General features: G+C 47.1%; 16 protein-coding genes, 6 tRNA genes and 1 other RNA gene. 10 read left to right on the top strand and 13 right to left on the bottom strand.

Annotated elements, in window-relative coordinates:
• Positions 1 to 120 precede the first annotated feature (120 nt).
• A complete protein-coding gene (gene thiI, locus LC084_RS16290) occupies positions 121 to 1,569 on the top strand; it encodes a tRNA uracil 4-sulfurtransferase ThiI (RefSeq protein ID WP_226572230.1) in 1,449 nt (482 codons plus the stop codon).
• A gap of 43 nt (positions 1,570 to 1,612) precedes the next feature.
• On the opposite strand, the gene LC084_RS16285 is transcribed toward thiI, so the two are convergent.
• From LC084_RS16285 to LC084_RS16260, 6 genes are all read right to left on the bottom strand, one after another.
• Positions 1,613 to 2,650, bottom strand: coding sequence for an AI-2E family transporter (locus LC084_RS16285; RefSeq protein WP_226572229.1), 1,038 nt, complete (start codon positions 2,648 to 2,650; stop codon positions 1,613 to 1,615).
• A gap of 175 nt (positions 2,651 to 2,825) precedes the next feature.
• Positions 2,826 to 2,952: non-coding RNA, RtT sRNA (locus tag LC084_RS16280), on the bottom strand.
• A 31-nt stretch (positions 2,953 to 2,983) separates the two neighbouring features.
• Positions 2,984 to 3,059 (bottom strand) — tRNA-Lys (locus LC084_RS16275).
• A gap of 4 nt (positions 3,060 to 3,063) precedes the next feature.
• Positions 3,064 to 3,139, bottom strand: a tRNA-Val gene (locus LC084_RS16270).
• Positions 3,140 to 3,187: 48 nt separating this feature from the next.
• Positions 3,188 to 3,263 (bottom strand) — tRNA-Val (locus LC084_RS16265).
• A 42-nt stretch (positions 3,264 to 3,305) separates the two neighbouring features.
• Positions 3,306 to 3,381 (bottom strand) — tRNA-Val (locus tag LC084_RS16260).
• A 258-nt stretch (positions 3,382 to 3,639) separates the two neighbouring features.
• Here LC084_RS16260 and gltX point away from each other — a divergent pair.
• Complete coding sequence (gltX, locus tag LC084_RS16255; RefSeq protein ID WP_226572228.1) at positions 3,640 to 5,055, top strand: glutamate--tRNA ligase; 1,416 nt, start codon at positions 3,640 to 3,642, stop codon at positions 5,053 to 5,055.
• Between the two features lie 325 nt (positions 5,056 to 5,380).
• On the opposite strand, the gene LC084_RS16250 is transcribed toward gltX, so the two are convergent.
• Positions 5,381 to 5,773 carry a YfeC-like transcriptional regulator gene (locus LC084_RS16250; protein ID WP_226572227.1) on the bottom strand — a complete coding sequence of 131 codons (393 nt, stop codon included), beginning with the start codon at positions 5,771 to 5,773 and terminating at the stop codon, positions 5,381 to 5,383.
• A gap of 467 nt (positions 5,774 to 6,240) precedes the next feature.
• Here LC084_RS16250 and LC084_RS16245 point away from each other — a divergent pair.
• The 3 genes from LC084_RS16245 (at position 6,241) to LC084_RS16235 (ending at position 9,222) form a co-directional block, all read left to right on the top strand.
• Positions 6,241 to 6,316, top strand: a tRNA-Ala gene (locus LC084_RS16245).
• Positions 6,317 to 6,378: 62 nt separating this feature from the next.
• A tRNA-Ala gene (locus LC084_RS16240) sits at positions 6,379 to 6,454 on the top strand.
• Positions 6,455 to 7,035: 581 nt separating this feature from the next.
• Positions 7,036 to 9,222 (top strand): sensor domain-containing phosphodiesterase, encoded by a 2,187-nt coding sequence (locus LC084_RS16235; RefSeq protein WP_226572226.1) that lies wholly within the window; start codon positions 7,036 to 7,038, stop codon positions 9,220 to 9,222.
• A 111-nt stretch (positions 9,223 to 9,333) separates the two neighbouring features.
• On the opposite strand, the gene LC084_RS16230 is transcribed toward LC084_RS16235, so the two are convergent.
• Entirely contained in the window at positions 9,334 to 10,521 is a 1,188-nt protein-coding gene (locus tag LC084_RS16230) for a NupC/NupG family nucleoside CNT transporter (protein ID WP_226572225.1), read from the bottom strand.
• A 359-nt stretch (positions 10,522 to 10,880) separates the two neighbouring features.
• Here LC084_RS16230 and LC084_RS16225 point away from each other — a divergent pair, with 359 nt between their 5' ends.
• Positions 10,881 to 12,116 carry an Nramp family divalent metal transporter gene (locus LC084_RS16225; protein WP_226572224.1) on the top strand — a complete coding sequence of 412 codons (1,236 nt, stop codon included), beginning with the start codon at positions 10,881 to 10,883 and terminating at the stop codon, positions 12,114 to 12,116.
• 66 nt (positions 12,117 to 12,182) lie between these two features.
• Here LC084_RS16225 and LC084_RS16220 read toward each other — a convergent pair whose 3' ends face one another.
• Together LC084_RS16220 and mgrA are read right to left on the bottom strand one after the other, a co-directional pair.
• Positions 12,183 to 12,500, bottom strand: coding sequence for a DUF2502 domain-containing protein (locus tag LC084_RS16220; protein ID WP_226572223.1), 318 nt, complete (start codon positions 12,498 to 12,500; stop codon positions 12,183 to 12,185).
• 83 nt (positions 12,501 to 12,583) lie between these two features.
• Complete coding sequence (gene mgrA, locus LC084_RS16215) at positions 12,584 to 13,600, bottom strand: L-glyceraldehyde 3-phosphate reductase (protein ID WP_226572222.1); 1,017 nt, start codon at positions 13,598 to 13,600, stop codon at positions 12,584 to 12,586.
• Between the two features lie 156 nt (positions 13,601 to 13,756).
• Between mgrA and LC084_RS16210 the strand changes: the two genes are divergently transcribed.
• The gene (locus tag LC084_RS16210) at positions 13,757 to 15,415 is read left to right on the top strand and encodes an alpha-keto acid decarboxylase family protein (protein ID WP_226572221.1); all 1,659 of its coding nucleotides are present in this window, start codon (positions 13,757 to 13,759) and stop codon (positions 15,413 to 15,415) included.
• 4 nt (positions 15,416 to 15,419) lie between these two features.
• Here LC084_RS16210 and LC084_RS16205 read toward each other — a convergent pair whose 3' ends face one another.
• Positions 15,420 to 16,655: an ion channel protein gene (locus tag LC084_RS16205; protein ID WP_226572220.1), complete on the bottom strand. Its 1,236-nt coding sequence runs from the start codon at positions 16,653 to 16,655 to the stop codon at positions 15,420 to 15,422.
• A gap of 599 nt (positions 16,656 to 17,254) precedes the next feature.
• Here LC084_RS16205 and LC084_RS16200 point away from each other — a divergent pair.
• The 3 genes from LC084_RS16200 (at position 17,255) to glk (ending at position 18,652) form a co-directional block, all read left to right on the top strand.
• On the top strand, positions 17,255 to 17,395 hold the full coding sequence (locus LC084_RS16200) for a hypothetical protein (protein WP_226572219.1): 141 nt from the start codon (positions 17,255 to 17,257) through the stop codon (positions 17,393 to 17,395).
• On the top strand, positions 17,374 to 17,529 hold the full coding sequence (locus LC084_RS16195; RefSeq protein ID WP_226572218.1) for a hypothetical protein: 156 nt from the start codon (positions 17,374 to 17,376) through the stop codon (positions 17,527 to 17,529). Before LC084_RS16200 ends, LC084_RS16195 begins: the two co-directional genes overlap by 22 nt.
• Before the next feature lie 157 nt (positions 17,530 to 17,686).
• On the top strand, positions 17,687 to 18,652 hold the full coding sequence (gene glk, locus LC084_RS16190) for a glucokinase (protein ID WP_226572217.1): 966 nt from the start codon (positions 17,687 to 17,689) through the stop codon (positions 18,650 to 18,652).
• A gap of 70 nt (positions 18,653 to 18,722) precedes the next feature.
• Here glk and LC084_RS16185 read toward each other — a convergent pair whose 3' ends face one another.
• Positions 18,723 to 19,454: a LytR/AlgR family response regulator transcription factor gene (locus LC084_RS16185; protein ID WP_226572216.1), complete on the bottom strand. Its 732-nt coding sequence runs from the start codon at positions 19,452 to 19,454 to the stop codon at positions 18,723 to 18,725.
• Entirely contained in the window at positions 19,454 to 21,163 is a 1,710-nt protein-coding gene (locus LC084_RS16180) for a LytS/YhcK type 5TM receptor domain-containing protein (protein WP_226572215.1), read from the bottom strand. Before LC084_RS16180 ends, LC084_RS16185 begins: the two co-directional genes overlap by 1 nt.
• Positions 21,164 to 21,315 lie beyond the last annotated feature (152 nt).

Below are 21,315 nucleotides of genomic sequence, written 5' to 3'. Positions count from 1 at the left end.
ATGTGCGCAGTTTCACAATGATGATGCTATACTGTCGCGCTTTCGGATGCTGACATACTTGCCAGCAGTACTTCATTTTCCTGCCTGCTTATGCTGGCTGACCAACGAATCCTTGCCGCCATGAAGTTTATCATTAAATTGTTCCCGGAAATCACCATCAAAAGCCAATCTGTGCGATTGCGCTTCATTAAGATTCTTACCGGAAACATTCGTAACGTTCTTAAACATTACGATGAAGACCTTGCTGTTGTCCGCCACTGGGACCACATCATTGTACGCGCGAAAGACGAAACACAACGCGAAACAATCCGTGATGCACTGACCCGTATTCCTGGTATCCACCATATTCTTGAGGTGGAAGACCTGCCATTCACTGACATGCACAATATTTTCGAGCAGACACTCGAGCGCTACCGTGCTCAGTTGGAAAATAAAACGTTTTGCGTTCGTGTTAAACGCCGTGGCAAACACCCATTCAGCTCTATTGAAGTTGAGCGCTATGTTGGTGGTGGTCTGAATCAGCACATCGAATCAGCCAAAGTGAAGTTGACGAAACCCGATGTGACGGTCAACCTGGAAATTGAAGACGACAGGCTGTTGGTTGTTGAAGGGCGCTATGAAGGGATTGGCGGCTTCCCCATTGGTACCCAGGAAGATGTGTTGTCACTGATTTCTGGTGGTTTTGATTCAGGTGTATCCAGCTATATGCTGATGCGCCGTGGTTGCCGGGTGCATTACTGCTTCTTTAACCTTGGTGGTGCCGCCCATGAAATCGGAGTTCGCCAGGTAGCTCACTACTTGTGGAACCGTTTTGGCAGTTCACACCGTGTGCGTTTTGTCGCGATTAACTTCGAACCTGTTGTGGGCGAAATCCTTGAAAAAGTGGATGACGGCCAAATGGGTGTGGTGCTGAAACGTATGATGGTACGCGCTGCATCCAAAGTAGCAGAACGCTACGGTGTCCAGGCAATTGTGACTGGTGAGGCGTTGGGCCAGGTATCAAGCCAGACGCTCACCAATTTACGCCTCATCGACAATGTGAGCGATACACTGGTACTGCGCCCACTGATTTCCTGGGACAAAGAACACATTATCGATTTGGCACGTGAAATTGGCACTGAAGATTTTGCCCGTACCATGCCGGAATACTGCGGTGTCATCTCCAAAAGCCCGACAGTAAAAGCCGTAAAAGCCAAAATCGAAGCAGAAGAAGCCCATTTTGATTTCAGCATCCTCGACCAGGTAGTAGAGAATGCAGTGAATATGGATATTCGCGATATCGCCACGCAAACCGATGAAGTAGTGGTTGAAGTCGAGACCGTAAATGGTTTCGGGCCAAACGATGTATTACTGGATATCCGTTCGGTTGATGAGCAGGAAGACAAACCTTTCGCGGTTGATGGGGTTGAGGTAGCGTCACTGCCATTTTACAAACTGAGCACCAAATTTGGTGACCTGGACCAGAGCAAAAACTATTTGTTGTGGTGCGAGCGCGGTGTAATGAGCCGTTTACAAGCCCTTTATCTGCGTGAGCAAGGGTTTGCGAACGTAAAAGTATACCGCCCGTAATCCCCTAATGTGTCCCCCTGAAGCTTGCTCCAGGGGGATTGTTTTACTTATAGTTTGGTACGTCATTCAGCAGCATGGCAATACGCTTGCCCCCTTCAGACTGTTCCAGCGCAATCTTCACCACAATAGTCAGAGGCACGGAGAGCAGCATCCCTACAGCTCCCAACAACCATCCCCAAAAGATCAATGACAGAAATACCACCAGAGTGGATAAACCTAACCCGCGTCCCATCATGCGCGGCTCAAGAATATTGCCAATAACCAGGTTAATCACCATATAGCCCGCCATTATTGTTAGCGCATCGTACACACCCCGGAAGACCAGCACCTGCAAAATCGGCGGAATGGCTGCCAGCACCGAGCCGATATTGGGAATGAAATTCAGTGCTACCGCCAGCAGGCCCCAAATAAAGGAGAACTGTACGCCAAGCACCAGTAGCATTATCCAGACGATTAATCCGGTCAGCAGGCTGATGGCAGTTTTCAACACCAGGTAACGGGACACACTGTCGATAGCCCGTTGCATAGCTGCCATACCGGCATTGGGACGCGACAAAGTGTATTGCAATTTTGTTGGTAACTGAGGTGCTTCAAGCAGCATAAACACCACGGTCAGTAGCAGTAGAAATATGCTGGTCATGGCACTGGATAACTTAGTCAGCAGCGTCGAGATCAAAGTCATAGCGGAATTGGGGTCAATATATTTGATCAATTCATCAACAGAGACTTTTATCCCGGCCCGCTGTAACCAGGGCTCAATAGTTTGTAGTGGGATAACTAATGAAGTGCGGTACTTAGGCAGGGTACTCGCTAAATCATTCAGTGTGGTGCCCAAATAAGCCAATAGCACGACAACCAAAAAAATGAGCAGTGAAATCAATGTTAAAATAGCCAGTGCACGAGGAACCCGCAAGCGCACCATATACTGGATAACGGGGTTAAGGATGACGGAGATAAATATTGCCAGAATGAAAGGGACTATTATTTCTGCTGCTATTCTCACTCCGGCGAGGATGATAACCATCATTCCCAGCATGATGACAATTTTTAGCCCGTTAAGTGTGATGATGGGTTTACTCATGGTTTTTCCTGACTGATTGAATCCTTTTTATTGATGATAATACGGATTATGCAGACTGGATGATATGGGATGAGTCCGGTGAGTATGATGGTTATACAAGCTGATAGGGCAGGTTCTCATTCTGCACTTTTTGCGCATAGCAAAAAGGCGCCCTCAGGTCCCCTTTCTGCATTTCTGGTGGGTCGTGCAGGATAATTCGGCCGTTGGCCTCACCCTGCGGGCCGTTGCCGTTGGCAACGTTGTCTCGCTTCGCTCGGCTCGAACCTGCTGCAGGTTCTCATTCTGCACTTTTTGCACATAGCAAAAAGGCGCCTTTAGGGCGCCTTTCTACACTGGTGGGTCGTGCAGGATTCGAACCTGCGACCAATTGATTAAAAGTCAACTGCTCTACCAACTGAGCTAACGACCCGAAGTGGTGGGTGATGACGGGATCGAACCGCCGACCCCCTCCTTGTAAGGGAGGTGCTCTCCCAGCTGAGCTAATCACCCACTTCGGTACTGCATTTACTTCATTGCAAGAAATCCAGCTGGTGAGATTGGTGGGTGATGACGGGATCGAACCGCCGACCCCCTCCTTGTAAGGGAGGTGCTCTCCCAGCTGAGCTAATCACCCAATCTCAATTTCTTGCTTCACACTGCGGGAACCACATTAAAGTGGTGGGTGATGACGGGATCGAACCGCCGACCCCCTCCTTGTAAGGGAGGTGCTCTCCCAGCTGAGCTAATCACCCCCGCTGTGTGGAGTCGCATTATAGGGAGAGAACGAAATGAGTCAACGCCTTTTCTAAAGTTTTTATTTGTTCGTCGTAAATTTAGCCATCATGGTGACGAAATGCCCGTTTTTATTAGATTAACCAGCAAAAAAACACCTTTCTGTTCACACAGACAGACTCAAGATTGAGGAATCAGCATACAGTGGTAGAATATTGCCCACTTTGTTTTCCCGGCATTTGCCGTGTTCCGGCATATCTACGTATTAAGGCCACTTAATGAAAATCAAAACCCGCTTTGCGCCAAGCCCAACTGGTTACCTGCATGTTGGTGGTGCCCGTACTGCCTTATATTCCTGGCTCTATGCCCGTAATCTGGGGGGCGAGTTCGTCCTGCGCATTGAAGATACCGACCTTGAACGCTCCACTCAGCCTGCTATCGATGCCATTATGGATGCAATGAACTGGCTGAGCCTGGATTGGGATGAAGGCCCGTACTACCAGACCAAACGTTTTGACCGTTATAACAAGGTCATTGATGAAATGCTGGAAGAGGGGACGGCATATAAATGCTACTGCTCTAAAGAACGTCTGGAAAAACTGCGCGAAGATCAGATGGCAAATGGTGATAAACCGCGTTATGACGGGCGTTGCCGCCATGACCACAGCCACCATGACGAAAATGAACCTTATGTTGTGCGTTTTGCCAACCCGCAGGAAGGTTCCGTTATCTTTAATGATAAAATTCGTGGCCCTATCGAGTTCAGTAACCAGGAACTTGATGATCTGATTATCCGCCGTACCGATGGTTCACCGACCTATAACTTCTGTGTAGTGGTGGATGACTGGGATATGGGTATTACGCACGTTATTCGTGGTGAAGATCATATCAACAATACTCCACGTCAGATAAACATCCTGAAAGCGTTGAAAGCACCAGTACCCGAATATGCCCACGTTTCGATGATTCTGGGTGATGACGGCAAAAAATTATCTAAACGCCACGGTGCAGTAAGCGTTATGCAGTACCGCGATGAAGGCTATTTGCCAGAAGCGTTGCTGAATTACTTGGTTCGTCTGGGCTGGGCGCACGGTGATCAGGAAATTTTCACCATTGATGAAATGAAACAACTGTTTACGTTGGAAGCGGTGAGTAAATCCGCCAGTGCTTTCAACACCGACAAATTGTTGTGGCTGAACCACCACTATATTAATACGTTGCCAGCTGAATATGTTGCTACTCATTTGCAGTGGCATATCGAACAGCAAAATATTAATACTCAAACAGGCCCACAACTGGCTGACCTGGTGAAACTGCTGGGTGAGCGCTGCAAGACTCTGAAAGAAATTGCGGAAAGCTGCCGTTACTTCTATGAAGACTTCAGCGAATTTGATGCTGATGCTGCGAAGAAACATTTGCGCCCTGTTGCTCGCCAGCCGCTGGAAGTCGTCAGCGATAAGCTGTCCGCTATTACAGAGTGGACACCAGAAAACATTCACCATGCTATTCAGTCAACAGCAGATGAACTGGAAGTGGGTATGGGGAAAGTAGGGATGCCTTTGCGTGTGGCAGTCACTGGTGCAGGGCAATCCCCAGCGCTGGATGTTACTGTTCATGCTATTGGTAAAACCCGCAGTCTCGCACGTATTCAGCAGGCCCTGGGTTTTATTGCACAGCGTGAAGCACAGCAATAAGCGTTTTTATCCAGTACTAACTGAAAGCCAGCTCTATGAGCTGGCTTGAGTCTGATGGCAAACCTCATGTCCGCACAGAACGAGAGGATGTCACCCAATAAAAAAACCGGAAAATCAATTCATTGATTTTCGGCTACTAACTAAAAAGAAGGAAAAACCACGCTTTTTCCTTCTTTTTCATCAATCCGAAGCCAGCTCTATGAGCTGGCTTTTTCTTTATAACCTTCAATTCCTTGGTGGAATGGTAAATATCATAGCAAGAGTAGCGTCAACGAAAAGCAACCTCTCCATCGCTGCGGGAGCATCACTTACCTGCTATTGGTGATTAGCTGATTGCCAGGCGTGATAACAAGCCCGAAATCCCTTCACGTGCCAATAATGCCAACAGGCCCCGCCTCTCTTCTTCACGCATTTGAAACAAAACAGACATCAACTGTGAACTGAAAAAATCATCATCCATCAGTGGTGATTCAACGCTAACCAGCGATAAAGGAATTGCCTTTGAGGAATCCGCTGCCTGGCGCAAATTACGGGTACTCAGCATAAAGTGGCGTACATCCGGAGTCATATGAATTACATGGGCTTTCCCGCCTTTTACTCCTTTAACTTGTGATGTCTGCCAGCCATGTTTTTTAATCCATTTATTAATGGTCTGTGGTTGGTAACCTACTATTTGTGCTAACTCTGCTGGTGTCATTTTGCTTTTGAATATATTCATGATCATTTCACCTGCATACCAGTTTCTGAGGGAACACTGCGCAATAAAAGGGTTCCCGAAGCAGAAATGCGCAAAAAAGACCCACTGAATGTTGGTTCATGTGAGGTTGTAATTTGCGGACAGGAATTTCCCTGCGCGAAGTGGTCTGTCTGGTAGAGGAACTACTCGTTTTATTGTTTATTTCAGGGCCAGAACTGGTCACCACAGCCAGCCTTTTGTAAGCCATCTGTTCCTTGAGCATCTCAATGTCCTTGTTTTTTCTATTAACTCGGTGCTGTGTGGAGATTTTATAGCATCCTTTAACGTGTTTTTGTGACTGGAACGCCTGGAACTGGGGCTACATCGAAAAAAATGGCTGATTTGCTGGCTTTTTCAGCGTTTGATTCAGGATGCCCCTTTTCACCGTTGACACCAGGCAAGGGGTTGCATATCATGCCGCCCGTCAACACGGAAACGTGTTCAGGATTGGGGCTATAGCTCAGCTGGGAGAGCGCTTGCATGGCATGCAAGAGGTCAGCGGTTCGATCCCGCTTAGCTCCACCAACATATGTTGGTATTTTGCTTAATTTGGCATAAATAACACAATCGTTGTTTCCTGAAATCGTGGGGCTATAGCTCAGCTGGGAGAGCGCTTGCATGGCATGCAAGAGGTCAGCGGTTCGATCCCGCTTAGCTCCACCAAAATTTGTCGGCTTCGTATCACGAAGCAAAAAAAGCACCTGGTCTCATAGAGATACAGGTGTTTTTTTATCTGCTAAATCGGGGCAATGTATTGCTGCCTGTCAATTTTCCTCATCCGGTTAATACGTTGTACTTCGTACCAGAGTCTCCTTGAGACTACCTTGTGCTGACAGATGAACAGGTTCCCGCCTTGTAACCAGAATGGCCAGACAATGCGCCAGAGCTTCATTTTTTCTTTTCAGGTTTGAGTTGCCTGTTAACAGGCAGTAAGAGTACACCTGAAAAATTTCTCCTATAAGGCGTAAATATTAATCATTTTCATTGGCAATCTTTTTATTTGTATTTTTGTGTCTTCTTTTCTCTTTTTTTATATTTTATTTATTGGTATCAGGGTAATTATGTATTATCACGAATGATTTATTGATCAAAACTATAATTAAAAATAATATGTCACTGTCGTCAGCAGCTAAAGGAAGTGCTAACTCCAGTTTAAAGCAGGCAGGCGAATCACAAGGATTGTAATGAGATATCTATTTGGCGGTATGCCGGTATGGGTAACTATACGGTAAAGGGACTTGTTAATGAATATGGAAGATTTATTTAAGAAAATACGGTGGCAATTGTTTATTTTTATAATAAGCACTGCCCTTATTGCAGTATCCCGCCATTTATCTCCTTCAACCTGGATTGATGGTGAGCCTAACTACCTAAGTTGGTTGCCATTAAGTATTATTATCTCTGTTTTATTACTCTGTGGGCGTGTTGCCGTTATTCCTCTTGCTGTAGCTACAGTTACAGTCTATCTCTGGGTTTTTTCAGCAGAATCACCCTGGCTGGTTTTGTTGTTTATTGGCTGCATATTGATTCCTGTTATCGTTGTCTGTGGCGTGTTGAGAAAGGTGGTAGGGCGGCGCTGGCGGCATGATATTATGGGGCGTAATGGGGCTGTACTGATTTGTGCTTTGGGTTTTGCTACCCCATGTTTAATAAAAGCACTGATGTATTTTTTAGGCATGTTTGTGTCTTTTCCTGACAACCTTTCACCTTATTTTGGCATGACATCATACTTGTTTAATGTCATTGATGTACAAAGCCTTATTATCTCTGCATTAGTATTTTCACCTCTGGCTTATTACTCATTGAGAATACTGTTAAGCCCGTCTTTTCGCCGGGCTGTGTGGTTAGTGCAGATTAAACCTTATTTCTCGCCTGCAGGCAGGGCTAAAACAGTTAGCTGGTTTGTAGCCCTTTGCTTATTGATGTGGGTGTTTTGTTCCCCCATAACCAGCGAGTTGTTCTCGGCTTATATGCTGCCGTTGCTGTTTTTCATCTTTACTGTGGGGGTACGTAGCCCTGGCGCTAATCTTATTGCCATTCTCTGGGCGTTTTCGGCATTTATTCTGCTTCAGTGCAACCGTAACTTTGTTCACAGTATCAATTATGGGCCAGTTCTGGCATTTACATTGTCAATCTTTATCGCATTTACTGTCTGTTTGTACTACATAATTCGCTCCTATAACCGTGGAGCACGTTTACAACGAGTGTGGCAAAGCCACGCACTGACAGACCCTATGACCTGGTTGCCTAATTTGAGGGCTCTGGATGTCCACATGAAATCACACCCTGGTGGAATACTTTGCTGTATACGGCTTAATAATCTGGAATTTCTGGGCCGCCATTATGGTTTTTTAATGCGGGCACACTGTAAGTCTCTATTAGGCCAAACACTATCCGTTCACCTGCGCCCAGATGAGCGAGTATTCCAGTTTATTGGCTGTGAAGTGCTGCTGTATTTACGGGAGGGAAACCATGAGAAACGCTTACATCAGATGGTAAGCAGCCTGAATGACCGGCGTGTTCCCTGGAAGGAACAGCAACTCACTATTGAGTATATGGCCTCCTGGGGCAAGATAATGCCAGTAGCTGGTGAGTTGAATCGGCTATTGGGGCAACTCAGTTATCTGGCAGAGCAGGCTAACGCACTGGAACCTGTTATTGGGCTGGATACGCAACCTGAAAGCGTGATGTCTGTGACGTCCGGGCAGGTTGAGTTATTTCAGAAAATAAAGCAGGCACTGGATAGCGGGCAACTTCTGCTAGTGGCGCAGCCTATTGTAGGGCGTTCCGGTGAACGGTATGACGAAATTCTCAGCCGTTTGATGGTGGATGGGCAAATTATGATGCCAGATACCTTTTTGCCCATTATTACTCAATGCGATTTAAGTGTGTATTTTGATATGCAGGTCATGGTGAAGTTACTGAACTACCTGTCTTCACCGGCGGCTGGTGGGGATAAACGTCGTTTCTCTGTCAACCTGATGCCGGTTACCTTGATGCAAAATGGTGTAGCCCAGCGCATTATTCGCCTGTTTGCCGACAGCCAGGTTGATGCCTGCCGTATTGTGATTGAGGTAACCGAAGAGCAGGCTTTTTCTACTGCAGAACATACAGCACGTAATATTCAGTTATTACGTCAGGCCGGTTTTATGATTGCGATTGATGACTTTGGTACCGGTTATTCCAATTATGAACGCCTTAAGCGTCTGGATGCGGATATCATTAAGATTGATGGCTGTTTTATCCGCAACATCACCAACAGTACTGAAGATGTGATAATTGTTCAGTCTATCTGCGCACTGGCAAAGTATCGCGGGCTGGATGTTGTGGCCGAATTTGTTGAAACAGCGGAACAACGTGAATTGCTGTTTAACCTGGGGGTTGATTACCTGCAGGGGTTCCTGGTGGGTAAGCCAGAGCTTTTGGCATGATGGGTTACATGTCGCGACGGGCGTCTAATTGTTGCAATAAAAAAAGGAAAAGCAGTGCTTTTCCTTTTTAGCCAGTTGGGATGGTAGTTCGTTTGCTACACCCAGGTTAATTTACAATACCAGCGCGGCGATAGAAGCAGATAAAACACTTACCAGCGTTGAGCCGTACACCAGCTTTAACCCAAAGCGTGAAACAACGTTTCCTTGCTCTTCATTCAGGCCTTTAATCGCCCCTGCAATAATCCCAATGGAGGAGAAGTTAGCAAAAGACACCAAAAATACAGACAGAATGCCTTCTGCGCGTGGTGTCAGCGAACCCGCCAGTTTTTGTAGATCCATCATGGCAACAAATTCGTTTGATACTAGTTTGGTCGCCATAATACTGCCTACCTGGAGAGCTTCGTTAGCCGGTACACCCATTACCCATGCGACAGGGTAGAAAATATAACCTAAAATCCCCTGGAACGAGATACCCAGAACCGTCGCAAATAATGCATTCAGTGCGGAAATCAGTGCAATAAAGCCAATCAGCATCGCCGCAACAATAATGGCCACTTTAAAACCCGCCAAAATGTATTCACCTAACATCTCGAAGAAACTTTGCCCTTCGTGCAAATTAGACATTTGCAGGTTTTCATCGTTTTTATCAACGCGATAAGGGTTTATCAGCGAAAGCACGATAAAGGTGCTGAACATGTTGAGCACCAGTGCGGCAACAACATATTTGGGCTGGAGCATCGTCATATAGGCGCCAACAATCGACATTGACACGGTGGACATCGCAGTTGCGGCCATGGTGTACATGCGATTACGTGACATTTTGCCGAGGATATCCTTATAAGCGATAAAGTTTTCTGATTGTCCCAGTATCAGTGAGCTTACAGCGTTAAAAGATTCCAGTTTCCCCATACCGTTAACTTTGGACAACAAAGTCCCCACCAGGCGAATAACAATAGGCAGTAAACGGATATGCTGCAAAATCCCGATCAGTGCAGAGATGAAGACGATTGGGCACAGAACTTTCAGGAAGAAGAAGGCCAGTCCCTGATCATTCATCTTCCCGAAGACAAAATCAGTACCCTGGTTGGCAAAACTGAGCAACTTTTCGAACAGTTCAGAAAAGCCTTTAACAAAACCCAGGCCTGCTTCTGAATGCAGGAAAAACCAGGCCAGTAAAACTTCGATAACCAGTAACTGAATAATGTACCGAAGCCGAATACTTTTACGGTCATGACTGACTAACAAAGCCAGTAGCGCGACAATCGCAAGCGCTAAAATAAAGTGCAGAACACGGGACATGGTTGCTCCAAATTTGAGGCAGGTTAAATTTCCGTGCACATTCTATGCAACGCAAAAGAATAAAACGAGACATAGAGCACATTATTAGGCGCTTGTTTGGTGGTAAGGCGAAATCGTGAGCTGTGATACCGAAATGTTATGTTAGGTAAAGAAGGTAAAAGTTGCGTATAGCAAGCAAAAAATTTACATTGTGTTAACCTGCTCTCACAGTGCTATTGGGTAATAGTGCTCGTGTTATCTTCTTTTTTCTATTGTTCCTGACTATCACAACAATCGCGATTATCTCTCTAAATGAACTTGATAATCATTATCGTTTTGCTAGCATGAAACATAGCAAAGGCTATATTTAGAGGCGTGATATGACCAACAGCAGTGTGCAAACAAAAGGACGGAGTGTGAGAAAGCTCAAGCTCGCCTTGCTGGGGCCTGCCTTCATAGCCGCGATTGGCTATATCGACCCGGGTAACTTTGCCACCAATATTCAGGCTGGAGCCAGTTTTGGTTACCAGTTACTGTGGGTTGTAGTCTGGGCCAACCTGATGGCGATGCTGATTCAGATTCTTTCTGCCAAATTGGGCATCGCAACCGGTAAAAACCTGGCGGAGCATATTCGAGACCACTACCCACGCCCGTTAGTTTGGTTTTGGTGGGTGCAGGCGGAAATCATCGCCATGGCAACGGACCTTGCGGAATTCATTGGTGCGGCAATCGGCTTTAAATTGATCTTTGGCGTGTCATTACTGCAAGGGGCCGTGCTGACAGGGATTGCAACCTGGCTTATTTTGATGTTGCAGCGGCGTGGGCAAAAGCCGCTTGAACGTGTTATTGGCGGGTTACTGTTATTCGTTGCTGCTGCGTATATTGTGGAACTTATCTTTTCCCAGCCAAAGGTAGCAGACCTGGCAAAAGGCATGATTATTCCTGCCCTGCCAACAGGGGAAGCTGTATTCCTTGCTGCCGGGGTGTTAGGTGCGACAATTATGCCCCATGTTATCTACCTGCATTCTTCACTGACCCAGTATCTGCATGATGGCAGCAAGCAAGAGCGCTACCGGGCTACCAAGTGGGATGTTGGTATCGCTATGGCGATAGCAGGGTTTGTTAACCTGGCTATGATGGCAACGGCGGCAGCGGCTTTCCATTTCAATGGGCATGCAGGGGTAGCAGACCTGGAACAGGCATACCTGACACTGCAACCGTTACTCAGCCATGGTGCTGCGACGGTCTTTGGATTGAGCCTGATTGCTGCCGGGTTATCTTCTACTGTGGTGGGTACCCTGGCCGGTCAGGTGGTTATGCAGGGTTTTATCCGATTCAGTATTCCATTGTGGGTCCGGCGTGCAGTTACCATGATCCCATCATTTGTTGTCATCTTGCTGGGTCTGGAACCCACCCGAATTTTGGTGATGAGCCAGGTACTTCTCAGTTTTGGTATCGCACTGGCCCTGATTCCGTTATTGGTGTTCACCAGCGACTCACGGTTAATGGGCGAACTGGTGAATAGCCGTAATACCAAACTATTGGGCTGGGGGATTGTGCTGGTGGTGGTGACATTAAATATCTGGTTGCTGCTGGGTGCTTTCCCTGGGATGTAAATCGATTAAATAAAAAAGCACCCGCCAAGGTTTTGCCGGGTGCTTTTCATATTGGTTGAGCGAAGATTAGTGGTGATGGCGTGGCGGTCCGCGCCGGTCATCGCCGTCATGCCAGCCATCCCGGTAGCCTTCTTTATAAGCCCTGCCTTTATCCCAACCACGATGGCGCCCATTGTCATGGTGACGCCAGCGGCCATCATGCCATTCATAATGACGGCGCCAGTAATCGCGGTCTCGCCAGTGGCCGCCATCCCAATAGTTGCCATAGTTATCGCGGTCGCCAATTTGCAATTTAATCGCTGGCAGAAGCGTAATCTCGGCGGCGCTTGCTGCCAGTGGCACTGCTGTCATAATTGCGGCAGCCAATATCAGTGACCTTAACATGGTTTACTCCTTCACTATCGTGACCTTCCGGTCTGATGGCTGCATCATGACTGAGATTTCATCACGAAGGGATCAGAGAAAACCTAATTTTTTGGTTGTTTCAGACCATTTCCACCAAGAATCGTCTCAATTTCAGTCTTTTCCTCCACAGAAAAAGTCAGGTTATTGACGATACCCGCCGCATCATCAAGCTGACTGGTCTTACTGGCACCAATCAGCACTGAGGTGACATTTTCATTTCTGAGCACCCATGCCAGTGCCATCTGCGCCAGTTTTTGTCCCCGACGTAGGGCTAAATCATTTAATTGACCAATAATGGCGAGTTTTTCAGGGGTAAGGTTGTCCTGAGTCAGGAAACGACTGGTACTGGCAACGCGTGAATCTGCAGGAATGCCATTCAAATAGCGGTCTGTCAGCAACCCTCCAGCCAAAGGCGAAAACGCAATACACCCGATCCCTTCTTCCCCCAGAACATCCAATAGCCCTTGTTCTGGTGAACGCTCAAACATGGAATAACGCGGTTGATGGATAAGGCAGGGTGTTCCCATTTCCCGCAACAGTTGGCTGGCTTTACGTGCCAATTCTGCCGGGTAATTGGAAATACCCACATACAGCGCTTTTCCCTGACGGACAATACTGTCCAGTGCGCCCATTGTTTCTTCCAGAGGAGTATTAGGGTCTGGGCGGTGGTGGTAAAAAATATCCACATAATCCAACCCCATGCGTTTCAGGCTCTGATTCAGGCTGGAGATAAGATACTTGCGTGAACCCCAGTCGCCATATGGGCCTGGCCACATGGTATAACCGGCTTTGGTCGAGATAACTAATTCGTCACGTAATGCCTTAAAATCACTGTGTAAAATGGTGCCAAATTGGGCTTCTGCTGAACCTGGAGGCGGGCCATAATTATTTGCCAAATCAAAGTGTGTAATACCCAGATTGAAGGCATGGCGCAGTAATCGGCGGCAATTTTCTGGCTGGCTGTTTTCACCAAAGTTGTGCCATAACCCCAGTGAAACCAGCGGTAATTGCAAACCACTTCGGCCACAGCGGCGCCAGAGCATCGCTTCGTAGCGGCCAGGATTCGGTTGGTAAACCATATTTTCCCATCCTTTGTGTATACGTTTACATTTGGTAACCAGCATAACTGAAGTCATTGTAAAGCGCGCGTTCCATGACTTTTTCCGGTTTTATCCTGGACATCGATCACACATCCACAATACTTACTAAAGGTAAATGTTATAAGGATCATTACTATGCAAGGCTCTTACACTGTGGCGGATTACCTTGTTGACAGGCTCAGCGAGTGTGGTATCGCCCATATTTTTGGGGTGCCGGGCGATTATAATTTGCAGTTACTTGACCATATTGTGGAGCACCCTCATTTAAGTTGGGTGGGGTGTGCAAATGAATTAAATGCGGCCTATGCCGCAGATGGTTATGCCCGTGCGCGTGGGGCTGCCGCACTGGTCACAACCTTTGGTGTTGGTGAATTAAGCGCGCTGAATGGTGTGGCCGGAAGCTGTGCTGAATACCTGCCAGTAATACATATTGTAGGGGCGCCTTGCCTGAAAACTCAACGAGCGGGTGATCTGGTACACCACACACTCGGAGACGGTGAATTTCAGCGCTTTCAACGTATGTCTGCGGAAATTACCTGTAGCCAGGCGTTGCTTACACCCGAAAATGCGTGCCGGGAAATTGACCGGGTATTGCATGATATGCTTGCGCAACGTAAACCTGGTTACCTGCAATTACCTGGCGATGTTGCAAAAATTTCTGTACAACCACCTGTAAACGTTATCACACCAACTCTCCCTCCTGTCCATCCTGACCAGCTTGATGCACTGCGTAATGCATTACGCGATAAAATCCGGGGCAGCCACAGGGTTGCGTTGCTGGCCGACTTTTTGGCCCAGCGCTTCGGCGCGCAACCTGTTTTGCAGGCCTGGATGGATGAAAACCCGCTTCCTCATGCCTGTCTGATGATGGGCAAAGGCCTGTTTGACGAAACCAACCCAGGCTTCGTTGGGCTGTATTGCGGTAAATCCAGTTCTTTACGTGTATTACACGGTATCGAAGAGGCCGACCTGGTGTTCTGTGTGGGGGTGAAGTTTATTGACACTATTACCTGTGGTTTCAGCCAGAATCTGTCGCAGGAACAGACCGTTGATATTCAACCCGATGCCGTACGTATTGACGACCAATGGTTCCACGGTATTCCCATGAGCACCACATTGACAATACTGCAACAACTTTGCCGAACTGACCTGCCAAGGCAACCTGTTATTCCCGCACCGGAACCACGAGTGCCACGGCAACTGGGGCTGCTTGACCAGGACGCATTATGGCGGGTGGTCCAGGATGCATTGAAACCCGGAGATATTATTGTCGCAGACCAGGGCACAGCCTCATTTGGGGCTGCTTCTTTAGTGCTGCCTCATGGCGCAAAAATGGTGGTGCAGCCATTATGGGGGTCCATTGGTTTTGCCTTGCCAGCGGCATATGGTGTACAGACAGCTTTGCCTGGACGCCGAGTAATAGTCATTATTGGCGATGGCGCTGCGCAACTTACGATTCAGGAATTAGGGTCTATGCTGCGCGATGGCCTGAAACCTATTATTTTATTGCTCAATAACCGTGGTTATACGGTTGAGCGAGCCATACACGGCGCTGAGCAGCCTTATAATGATATAGCTCAGTGGGACTGGACTCATCTGGCTCAGGCGATGAGTGAATCGTGCCAGGCGCAGAGTTGGCGAGTTAGCGAAGCCGTACAATTACAGAGCGTGCTGGAAACGGCATCTTGTGCGAGCCGGTTATCCTTTATTGAAGTGATGTTGCCGCAAAACGATATCCCCGCGCTGTTAAGCGCCGTCACCACTTCTCTTGAAGAACGCAATAACCAGCCTTAATCACTTATTCGCGTTTACGGCGGTCAGCCGTCATTAACGGCCTCCCGGCCAGCATCAGCCAGGCCGGGAGTGTTACTACACACAGAAGTGGTAACAAACGTAAATCAGGCACGACTGCGGCAGCAATAAATAAACTAAGCCAACCATCCCGGGTAACAACCAACATAATTCCCAGCACTGAGCAAGACAACGTCACTGCCAGGGGAACGGCGGCAACATGTTGGTGGAGCATTAACCCTAACGCAATACCAACAAAGATAGCCGGGAAAATGCGCCCGCCACGAAAGCCACAAGCGGCAGCAACAACCAGCGCCAGAAGCTTCACAATAACAAACAGCAAGTAGTCAGAAACAGTATAATGACCAGCAAAAAGGGTCGTAACCTCACGCAGCCCACTGAATAACGTAATGTCGCCACCAATCACACCTAACAAACCTAATACGAACCCTCCTGCTGTCAGCATTAAGATTGGGTTGTTTGCCTGGCGCATCAAATAGTGCAGTTTAGGAAACCCCCAAACGGCCATCATGCCTAAAGCAATCGCAATTATTGCCACCACACTGCCGCTTATCAGGTCGATAAAATGCAACCCAGGGTAAGGAGCCAGCGGAATGATAAACAGCGGGCCAGACATTAATTGTGTGCATACAGCCCCTGTAGCCGCGGCTAACAACGGGGCAAACAACCTGTCCCAAAGCGGTGCATCATTCCCGGCATTGAGTGTCTGGGCAAAAATCAGTGCTGCAGCAACAGGCGTACCAAACAGAGCGCCAACTGTGCCGGCTGCGGCCAGAATGGTCCAGTCGAAGGCACTGACTTTCGGCAACACGCGTGCGCCAAGTGCAACGGTAAGCGCAATATTGACAGACATAATAGGGTGTTCAGGCCCAAGGCTCACCCCACCGGCAAGCCCCAATAACATCGCCAGCAGTAACCCAGGCAAGGCTGCCAGAGTAATCGGAGGGCTTATTAAAGGCTCCAGCGCAGGGTCAGGACCACCTTCCCCAGGCATATAACGAATAATCAGGCCAACGGCAAAACCAGTAAGTGTCAAGATACTCAGCATCCAGAACGGTGCATCACCGGATGTACCAAAACTTTGCGGTAGCACAATCCACAGGAATTTTTCCAGCATCCAGGAGACATTCAAAACCAGATGCAGCACCAGACTGGTGGCAATACCAATCAGTATGGCGGGGCAGGAAAGAACCAGGAGCGTACGAGCACGCGGATGCAGCATAAGTAAAATCCTTACATGAAAAGTCTGGCAGACTGCCCCAGGCACACTGAGTCACTAAACTGGAACGGTAAACTGATTCTGAGACCCTGAAAAGGAAAATTCTTAAATTTTAATTAAATCAACCTGCTGAATGACGAAACCGGAGGTGGTGGATCACCGCTGGCTGGCAAAAACTATAAAGTAGTTAACTTTAGCATTAAGTGGGAATTCGCGGGGGCAGGGAGGTCAAAAAATACAATGCTTATCCTTACTTCCTGTTGGCACTCACCTGGACAAAAAATTCCCCCAAAAATCGGGGGATAAAATTACTCATTTCCAGGCAGTGAAAATCGTGGATTGACCATGTAAAAAAACAATAAAATTGTACTCATTTGCCTCGCTAAAAAGATACAAAAAAGAAAACCAATCCAGCAAGGGATGATTATTAATAACTGAATGTATTAAATGTAATTCAGCTATTCTTATTTGAATTTTAAGATTTTTATTTGTTCTTATTATTTGTGCTATTTGGCTGAATAAAATTTACCGGAAAAATTGTAGCCAACAGACTGATGCACTAATACAAAAGAGTGACCAGTAAATAAAGTAGGCTTTATCTTTTGGGGATAATTAATTTAGGCGGGCCCGTCAATGCCAGTATTGAAACAACACGCATTGATGCATTACTTGAAACAGAAGATAACCTGGTCAGGGTGTGCTTTGCGTTGGGGGAAGAAGTATGGCTTGCCGGTTTATTGTAGAAGCCCGAGAAAGCGGCGATGAGAACGGCGGTTGCCAGCAAAACATCAAACATGGCTGGCCTTGCTCTGGGTGTCTGCCAGGGCGGGCTGAAGAAGAATTCTCACGTTGCGAATCCAATGGGTGCGGCTGGTAAGTCGTGTAGCCGCGTGAATTGGAGCAGAGAGCAAATGAGATTATGTGATATGGCTCAATAATCGTGCCCTGGGTATGCTATGTTGTTTGTTGATATGACTTACTTGATTTTACTCTGTTATCAGGAAATTTTCTGACTTAAGTGGAGCGGACGGCAAATGACAAAATATGCTTTGGTGGGAGATGTTGGGGGCACCAATGCGCGGTTAGCCTTGTGTGATGTTGCTACAGGCGAGATCTCACAGGCGAAAACCTATTCGGGGCTGGATTACCCCGGTATTGAATCGGTCATTAAGGTGTACCTGAAAGAGCATAATGCCAGTGTCACGGATGGCTGTATCGCTATTGCCTGCCCGATTAATGGTGACTGGGTGGCAATGACCAACCATTCATGGGCCTTTTCTATTGAAGAAGTCAAAACCAATCTTGGTTTTGAACACCTTGAAATTATTAATGATTTCACCGCTGTTTCTATGGCTATTCCGGTGCTCAATCCTGAGCATCTGATCCAGTTTGGTGGTGACAGGCCAGTAGATAATAAACCCATTGCTGTTTACGGGGCGGGTACCGGTTTAGGGGTGGCGCACCTGGTTCATGTGGATAAGCGCTGGGTGAGTTTGCCTGGCGAAGGTGGGCATGTCGATTTTGCCCCCAACAGTGAAGAAGAAGGCATTATTCTTGAACACCTGCGTGAAGAGTTAGGCCATGTTTCTGCCGAACGTGTTTTGTCCGGCCCCGGTTTAGTTAACCTTTATCGGGCAATTGTGAAAGCGGATGGCCGCCTGCCGGAAAACCTGCAACCCAAAGATGTGACCGAAAAAGCTCTGGATGACAGTTGCACAGACTGCCGCCGCGCATTGTCGTTGTTTTGTGTAATTATGGGGCGTTTTGGTGGCAACCTGGCGCTCAATTTGGGCACTTTCGGTGGGGTGTACATTGCTGGTGGCATTGTGCCGCGTTTTCTGGATTTCTTTAAAGCGTCGGGGTTCCGCGGTGGTTTTGAAGACAAAGGGCGTTTTAAATCTTACGTTGAAGATATTCCCGTCTATTTGATTGTTCATGACCAACCCGGCTTGCTCGGTGCAGGCGCTTATCTGCGCCAGACTCTGGGGCAAATCATCTAATCTTCTTGCAGGCCAGCAAATGTAGTTTCAGCATTTGCTGGCCTGTGTCTGTATGTAAAGATCCAGTGCCTCACAGGCGCATTAACTGGCGAAACTCTTTCACTTTGCTGCGGCTGACAGGAACTTCGAAATCGAGATCTCGCAGGCGCAAAATATAGGTATTGTTAAACCAGGGTTCTATTTCGCGAATCTTATTCAGGTTGACACAATAGGAGCGGTGGCAGCGGAAAAAGTGGCTCTCTGGCAGGCGGCTGCAGAATTCCGTAATGTTCATGGGCATAACGTAGGATTCACGCCGGGTATAGACAAATGTCATTTTTTCATGGGCTTCAGCATAATAAATATCGTTGATATCAGTAACGATAATACGCTCATCTTTAATCAAATTAATGGTGATATTGCTACGAGCGGTTGCGCTGGCTGGGGCTGTCGTGTTGCGTTGCTGCCCGGCTGCTTCCAGTTTTTGCAGCATGCCAATGATGCGTGATTCCTGGTAAGGCTTAAGAATATAGTCGAAAGCCTCCAGCTCAAAGGCTTCTACTGCATGCTCTTTCCAGGCCGTAATGAAAATAATAAAAGGTTTATTGGCAAATTTACTGATATTTTGCGCCAATAACACGCCGTCCAGAGATGGAATGTTAATATCAAGAAAAATGGCATCAACATCATGGTGTTGCAGGTACTTCAATACATCCAGGCCATCTTCAAACGTGGCAACAATTTCAACTTTACTGTGTTCTTTTATTAGCCAGCTCAACTCCTGCTGTGCCAGCACTTCATCTTCCACAATAATAGCTTTCATTACGTCCTCTCAATCTGTCCAATGCCCACGGATGCAGGCAACGACGTTATGCCGCTATTCACATAAAAAGCAATTTCGGTGCCGGGCTCCAGGCGACGAATCTGCAACCCTTCGCCATACAATAATTTCACCCGATGGTGTACATTCAGTAAACCAATTTTATTCCCCGGCATTTCATTCGCTTCTACCCGGTCGATTACCGCCTGGTCTATCCCATTACCGGTATCGCGCACAGCAATACGCACACGGTTACCTTGCTCTGTGATACTAATTGTGACTACGCCTTTTCCCCTGCAGGGTTGAATACCATGCACAATGGCATTCTCAACCAACGGTTGAATTAACAGACTGGGGATGCGGCATTCGACTTCTTCGTCAATATCATAGATGACAGTGAGTTTGTCGCCGAAACGAGCCTGTTCAATGGCGATATAATCCTTAATTTGGTACAACTCTTTTTTAATATCAATCAGTTCGTCGTCCGTCAATTCCAGGTTATAACGCAGATAACGGGATAAATTAATAATTAACTGGCGTGCGGTATCAGGATTTAATCGAATTGATGATGAAATGGCATTCAGCGCATTAAATAAGAAATGTGGGTTAATTTTACTTTGCAGTGCTCGCAATTCTGCCTTATTTGCCATTTCTCGTAATTGTTCAGCACGAGATACTTCCAGTTGTGTCGAGATGATTTGCGACAGACCTATCGCCATTTCCTGTAATGAAGAGGTGATTTGGTGAGCATGGCAGTAATAAATTTTCAGCGTGCCGGTAACAACTCCTTTTTCCCATAGCGGGATAACGAGCATCGAATGAATTTCTGGTGTGCGGTAAGCTTCATCATTGTTTTTTATTATAATTTTTCCATAACGCATGGCTTGCCTGGTGGTTGGGCTGATTTGGTCATCATGTTCATGATAATTATTTTCCCCCACGCCAACATAAGCCAGTACCTGTTCTTTATTGGTGATGGCAACGGCATCGGCATTAATATCATTACGAATAATTTCACACACTTTGCGCAATGAGGCTTCATTCACATGGCGGAACAAAGGTAGTGTCTTGTTAGCAATTTCCAAAGCCAGTTTTGCCTGGCGCGCAGCAATAGCCTCTTTTTCCCCTTCAACACTTTGCACCAGCAGTACAATAAAACCGATACAGACATTCCCCAAAATCATTGGGATGCCTATTTTAGAAACAATATCCAGCCCCAGCGATACCGACGGGGCCCATAAGACCACCAGAATCATAGTGAGTGTTTCGCACAGCATTCCCCCCAGAATACCGATACGCCAGTGGCTTTTTTTGGGAAAACGAACATTGATCCAACTGGATATCAACCCGGCTAAAATACTGGTTATCAGGCAAGGAACAGAGGTAATTCCACCAATATCAATCAAGTAGCGGTGAACACCAGCAATAATACCGGTAATTATCCCCACCCAGGGGCCAAAGAGTAAGCCACTGGACATAACCGCAATAATACGCACATTCACCAGTGAACCTTCCACCGGCACACCTGACCAGGTGCTGAATAGTGCAAACATAGAAAAGAGCGCCGTCAGAGCCAGGCGTTCTTTTGGCGTGTGCGCTGTTTTATGTAATAACTCGCGGAACAATCGCAGGCGAATCAAGAAAAACAAGCAGATAAGCATCAGTGCTGCCCGGTCAAAAACCGCCAGCAACATAGTGAAAATTTCGTGCACGTAAAACTCGCGAATCCAGCAGGAGGAGCCTTCATGATAAAAAACCTGGCAGGGAATAACCAGTGCAGGTGCGCTGAGTGATATTTCGCCCGGATAAATTCAGGCTATTATGCTTGCGTATTAGTTTTATAATCTAATTTTTATGCAAAATC

It is taken from the genome of Mangrovibacter yixingensis (assembly GCF_020523985.1).
GTDB lineage: Bacteria > Pseudomonadota > Gammaproteobacteria > Enterobacterales > Enterobacteriaceae > Mangrovibacter > Mangrovibacter yixingensis.
Note: the sequence above shows the minus strand (reverse complement) of the source record. Positions and strands in the feature narration are given on the sequence as shown.

What these genes read in the sequence shown, in the direction of transcription:
- thiI (WP_226572230.1), top strand. Translation starts at nt 121, where the DNA reads ATGAAGTTTATCATTAAATTGTTCCCGGAAATCACCATCAAAAGCCAA.
- LC084_RS16285 (WP_226572229.1), bottom strand. Translation starts at nt 2,650, where the DNA reads ATGAGTAAACCCATCATCACACTTAACGGGCTAAAAATTGTCATCATG.
- gltX (WP_226572228.1), top strand. Translation starts at nt 3,640, where the DNA reads ATGAAAATCAAAACCCGCTTTGCGCCAAGCCCAACTGGTTACCTGCAT.
- LC084_RS16250 (WP_226572227.1), bottom strand. Translation starts at nt 5,773, where the DNA reads ATGAATATATTCAAAAGCAAAATGACACCAGCAGAGTTAGCACAAATA.
- LC084_RS16235 (WP_226572226.1), top strand. Translation starts at nt 7,036, where the DNA reads ATGAATATGGAAGATTTATTTAAGAAAATACGGTGGCAATTGTTTATT.
- LC084_RS16230 (WP_226572225.1), bottom strand. Translation starts at nt 10,521, where the DNA reads ATGTCCCGTGTTCTGCACTTTATTTTAGCGCTTGCGATTGTCGCGCTA.
- LC084_RS16225 (WP_226572224.1), top strand. Translation starts at nt 10,881, where the DNA reads ATGACCAACAGCAGTGTGCAAACAAAAGGACGGAGTGTGAGAAAGCTC.
- LC084_RS16220 (WP_226572223.1), bottom strand. Translation starts at nt 12,500, where the DNA reads ATGTTAAGGTCACTGATATTGGCTGCCGCAATTATGACAGCAGTGCCA.
- mgrA (WP_226572222.1), bottom strand. Translation starts at nt 13,600, where the DNA reads ATGGTTTACCAACCGAATCCTGGCCGCTACGAAGCGATGCTCTGGCGC.
- LC084_RS16210 (WP_226572221.1), top strand. Translation starts at nt 13,757, where the DNA reads ATGCAAGGCTCTTACACTGTGGCGGATTACCTTGTTGACAGGCTCAGC.
- LC084_RS16205 (WP_226572220.1), bottom strand. Translation starts at nt 16,655, where the DNA reads ATGCTGCATCCGCGTGCTCGTACGCTCCTGGTTCTTTCCTGCCCCGCC.
- LC084_RS16195 (WP_226572218.1), top strand. Translation starts at nt 17,374, where the DNA reads ATGGCTTGCCGGTTTATTGTAGAAGCCCGAGAAAGCGGCGATGAGAAC.
- glk (WP_226572217.1), top strand. Translation starts at nt 17,687, where the DNA reads ATGACAAAATATGCTTTGGTGGGAGATGTTGGGGGCACCAATGCGCGG.
- LC084_RS16185 (WP_226572216.1), bottom strand. Translation starts at nt 19,454, where the DNA reads ATGAAAGCTATTATTGTGGAAGATGAAGTGCTGGCACAGCAGGAGTTG.